This is a genomic window from Rhodobaculum claviforme, assembly GCF_016653255.1.
Taxonomy (GTDB): Bacteria; Pseudomonadota; Alphaproteobacteria; order Rhodobacterales; family Rhodobacteraceae; genus Rhodobaculum; species Rhodobaculum claviforme.
The window spans coordinates 1-4,505 of the sequence record NZ_NHSD01000073.1; the positions used below are offsets into that span (position 1 = coordinate 1).

A 4,505-nucleotide genomic window follows, 5' to 3' on the forward strand; every position below is an offset into this window, starting at 1 on the left:
GCGGGCGGGATGTTCGGGTTCGGGGTCGGCGGCGATGTCGGCGTCGGCGCCTTCGATCTCGGCGGCCTCCACGACCAGGGGCCTGTCGGCGGCGGTGAAGCCGAACTGCGCCTTGTGGGCGGCATCGAAGGCCGCGCGGGCGGCGGCCAGGTCGCCTTGATACGGGATCGGCAGGGCGGTGTCGGTGCCCGCGATGCGCAGGTGCAGCAGCGCGCGGGTGGTGGTGGTGGCGGGGTCCAGCCCCTCGGCCGCCAGCTCGGCCATGACGTCGGCCGTCAGCCCCTCCAGCGCTCCGTCGATGCGGGCGCGGCTGGCGTCCTCCAGCGGGACCTCCAGCGCCTGTTGCCGGGCGGTGGCGACGCGCGCCAGCCCGATGCCATAGGCCGACAGCAGCCCCGACAGCGGATGCACCAGCACCGAGGTCATCCCCAGCGCGTCCGCCACCAGGCAGGCATGCTGCCCCCCCGCGCCGCCGAAGGAGTTCAGCAGATACCGCGTCACGTCATAACCGCGCTGCACGGAGATCTTCTTGATCGCGTTGGCCATGTTCTCCACCGCGATGCGCACGAAGCCCTCGGCGACCTCCTCCGCGGTCTTGCCCTCGCCCTCGGCGATCCCGGCAAAGGCCTCGGCCACGGTGTCGCGGTCCAGCGGCTGGTCCTGTCCGGGGCCGAAGATGGCGGGGAACAGATCGGGGTTGAGCTTGCCCAGCATGACGTTGGCATCCGTCACCGTCAGCGGCCCGCCGCGGCGGTAACACGCCGGGCCGGGGTCGGCGCCGGCCGAATCAGGCCCCACCCGGAACCGCCCCGGATCGGCGTGCAGGATCGAGCCGCCCCCCGCCGCCACCGTATGGACCCGCAGCATCGGCGCGCGCATGCGCACGCCCGCGACCTCGGTGTCGAAGGCACGCTCGTAATCGCCGGCGTAATGGGCGACGTCCGTGCTGGTGCCGCCCATGTCGAAGCCGATGGTGCGCGCGAAGCCCGCGATGGCGGCGGTCTGCGCCATGCCCACCACGCCGCCCGCGGGCCCCGACAGGATCGCGTCACGGCCCTGGAACCGTTCCGCCGCCGTCAGCCCGCCCGAGGACATCATGAACTGCAACGTCGGACCCGGCTGGCCCGCCGGTGTCGCCCCCAGCGCGCCCGCCACCCGCGCGACATACCGCGCGAGGATCGGCGACAGGTAGGCGTCCACCACGGTGGTATCCCCGCGCCCCACCAGCTTGATCAGCGGGCTGACCTCGTGGCTGACGGACACCTGGCCAAAGCCCATGGCGCGGACATGCGCGGCCAGCGCGGCCTCGTGCGCGGGGTTCTTCCAGGCATGCATCAGCACGATGGCCACGGCGTCGATGCCATCGGCGCGCAGCTCGGCCAGCGGCCCCTCCAGCGGGGCCAGGTCCAGCGCGGTCTCCACCGTGCCGTCGGCCCTCAGCCGTTCGTCGACCTCGATCACCCGCTCATGGAGCTGCTCCGGCAGGATGATCCGCTTGGCAAAGATGTCGGGCCGCGCCTGATAGCCCAGCCGCAGCGCGTCGCGAAAGCCGCGCGTGATCAGCAGCGCGGTGCGGTCGCCCTTGCGCTCCAGCAGGGCGTTGGTGGCGACGGTGGTGCCCATGCGGACCATGTCGATGCGGGCGGCGTCGATGGTGCCGCCCAGCAGCTGGCGGATGCCCTCGACCGCGGCATCCTCATAGGCCTCCGGGTTCTCGGACAGCAGCTTCAGCGGGTGCAGCGCACCGTCGGGATCGCGGCCGATGATGTCGGTGAAGGTGCCGCCCCGGTCCACCCAGAAATCCCACGCTGCGCCCATTTTCCGCTCCTTGATCCAGCCTGCCCGCCGCCACAGGATCAAATCGTTGACAAAATGAAGACGTATCGTCAACCTTTCGCTTGGGCGCCGCCGAGTGGCCGGGCCGCGCCCCCGGACCCATAACGGCCCGCAACAGCGGAGGCACCGCCCATGACCCACCATTCCCGTATCGCCCTGTCCCGTATGGCGCTGGCCGCGCTGGCGCTGGCAGTGGCCACCCCCGCCGCCGCCCAGACCCGCTGGGACATGCCCACCCCCTATGGCGACACGGTGTTCCACACCATGAACATCATGCAGTTCGCCGATGATGTCCGCGACGCCACCGGCGGCGCGCTGGACATCACCGTGCATTCGGCCAATTCGCTGGTCGGCCACGCCGAGATCAAGGACGGCGTGCGCCAGGGCCTCGTGCCCATCGGCGAGATCCTGCTGTCCCGACTGGCCAACGAGGACCCGATCTTCGAGGTCGACAGCATCCCCTTCCTCGCCGCCAGCTATGACGACGCCGAGGCGTTGTGGGCCGCCTCGCGCGCGGCGGTGGAGGAGCGGATGGCCGCCCAGGGCCTGACGGTGCTGTTCTCGGTGCCGTGGCCGGGCCAGAGCCTGTTCCTGGGCGAGGCCGTGACCGAGCCCGCGCAGCTGCAGGGCAAGACCTTCCGCGCCTACAACGCCGCGACCGAGCGCATGGCCCAGCTTCTGGGCATGGTGCCGACGCAGGTGGAGGCCGGCGACATCCCCACCGCGTTCTCCACCGGGCGGGTGGAGGCGATGATCACCTCGCCCTCGACCGGCGTGTCCAGCCAGGCTTGGGACTACACCAGCCATTTCATCGACGTGCAGGCGTGGTTGCCCAAGAACATCGTCTTCGTGAACACCCGCGCGCTGGAGGCCCTGCCGGACGACGCCCGCGCCGCCCTGATGGCGGCCGCCGACGCCGCCGAGACCCGCGGCTGGGAGATGTCGCGCGCCGAGACCGACACCCAGATCGCCGCGCTGGAGGAAAACGGCATGGCCGTCGACACCCCCACCGATGCGCTGCTGGGCGCCATGCAGGAGGTCGGTGAGACCATGACCGCCGAGTGGCTGGACCGCGCGGGCGACGCGGGCGCCGCCGTGATCGAGGCGTACCGGGCCGACTGACGCGCCCCCCTGACGCGCCCTGCTGACGCCCCCTGCTGACGGGCCGACTGACGCTCTGGCGGGCGGGCGGGTGGTCCCGGCCGCTCCCACCCTCGGGCCATGGTCGTCGGGCCACCGTCAGCGGGGCACGATCAACGCGACAGGCGGCGCGCGGCCGGGCGCCCCCCGGAAACGGCGGAAGGACGGTGATGCGACGGGTGCTCGATACGATCTACGGGGCGGCGATGGTGGCGGCCTGCGGGGCGATGGTCGCCATCGCGGCGCTGGTGCTGGCGCAGGTTCTGGGCCGGGTGCTCGACCGGGCGCTGGTCTTGGCGGGTGGCACCGCGCTGGGCCTTCAGGTCCCCTCGCTGGCCGAGATCGGGGGGTTCCTGTTCGTCGCCGCCACCATGCTGGCGCTGCCGGCGACGCTGCGGGCGGGCGGGCATGTTCGGGTCACGCTGGTGCAGAAGCTGGGCGGGCCCGGCGTGCAGCGGGCGCTGACGCTGGTGGTGCTGGTGATCGCGCTGGGACTGGCGGTGTTCGCGGCCTGGGCGGTGGGGGCGCGCGCGCTTGACAGCTTTCAGTTCGGGACGCTGTCGTTCGGCATGGTGCGGGTGCCGCTGTGGATCCCGCAGGGCGTGATGGCGCTGGGCCTCGGGCTGTTCGCGCTGGCGCTGGCGGACGAGGCCTGGAGCGCCCTGCGCGGCATCCCGGCGTTCCGCGCCGCCGAACGCGCCCGCGGCACCACCCCGGAGGAGGACGCATGAGCATCGGGGTGCTGTCGCTGATCCTTGTGGTCGTGCTGTTCGCGCTGCTGTTCGCGGGGCTGTGGGTGGGGTTTGCGCTGATCGCCGTGGGGCTGGTGGCGCTGGAGCTGGCCACGTCGATCCCCGCGCAGCTGGCGTTCTCGTCCAAGGTGTGGGGGTCGCTCAACAGCTGGGACCTGACGGCGCTGCCGATGTTCGTGTGGATGGGAGAGATCCTGTTCCGCTCGCGGCTGTCGTCGGACATGTTCACGGGGCTGGCGCCGTTCACCCGGCGACTGCCGGGGCGGCTTTTGCATGTCAACGTGTTCGGCTGCGCGCTGTTCGCGGCCGTGTCGGGGTCGTCGGCGGCGACCACGGCCACGGTCGGGCGGATGTCGCTGCCCGAGCTGCGCGCGCGCGGCTATGACACCGACATGTCCATCGGCACGCTGGCCGGGGCGGGGACGTTCGGGTTCCTGATCCCGCCGTCGATCATCCTGATCGTGTACGGGGCCGCGACCGAGCAGTCGATCGCCCGGCTGTTTCTGGCGGGGGTGGTGCCGGGTCTGATGCTGGCGGCGATGTTCTCGGGCTACATCATGATCTGGGCGATGCTGAACCGCCACCGCATGCCCGCGATGGAGCCCCCCGCGAGCTGGGCCGAGAAGGGCCGCGCCGCTGCGCGCCTGCTGCCCACGGTGGGGCTGATCGTGGCGGTGATCGGCTCGATCTATGGCGGGCTGGCCTCGCCGACCGAGGCGGCGGTGGTGGGTGTCGTTGGCGCGCTGGGCATCGCGGGGCTGTCGGGGGGGCTCCATC

The 4,505-nt window shown here is 72.0% G+C and carries 4 protein-coding genes; 3 read left to right on the top strand and 1 reads right to left on the bottom strand.

Annotation, left to right across the window (positions count from 1 at the left end):
- Nucleotides 1-1,818 (bottom strand): hydantoinase/oxoprolinase family protein (locus CCR87_RS01185; RefSeq protein ID WP_274609739.1); only part of this gene is annotated, 1,818 nt, incomplete at its 3' end.
- A gap of 150 nt (nucleotides 1,819-1,968) precedes the next feature.
- Here CCR87_RS01185 and CCR87_RS01190 point away from each other — a divergent pair.
- The 3 genes from CCR87_RS01190 to CCR87_RS01200 all read left to right on the top strand — a co-directional run.
- Nucleotides 1,969-2,958, top strand: coding sequence for a TRAP transporter substrate-binding protein (locus CCR87_RS01190; RefSeq protein ID WP_242511787.1), 990 nt, complete (start codon nucleotides 1,969-1,971; stop codon nucleotides 2,956-2,958).
- Between the two features lie 188 nt (nucleotides 2,959-3,146).
- A complete protein-coding gene (locus CCR87_RS01195; RefSeq protein WP_201155501.1) occupies nucleotides 3,147-3,707 on the top strand; it encodes a TRAP transporter small permease in 561 nt (186 codons plus the stop codon).
- On the top strand, nucleotides 3,704-4,505 hold an 802-nt coding region (locus CCR87_RS01200; protein ID WP_201155502.1), incomplete at its 3' end, for a TRAP transporter large permease. The genes CCR87_RS01195 and CCR87_RS01200, both read left to right, overlap by 4 nt.

Bases quoted from the DNA above. Each gene is read 5' to 3' on its own strand.
- CCR87_RS01190 (WP_242511787.1), top strand. From the start codon at position 1,969: ATGACCCACCATTCCCGTATCGCCCTGTCCCGTATGGCGCTGGCCGCG.
- CCR87_RS01195 (WP_201155501.1), top strand. From the start codon at position 3,147: ATGCGACGGGTGCTCGATACGATCTACGGGGCGGCGATGGTGGCGGCC.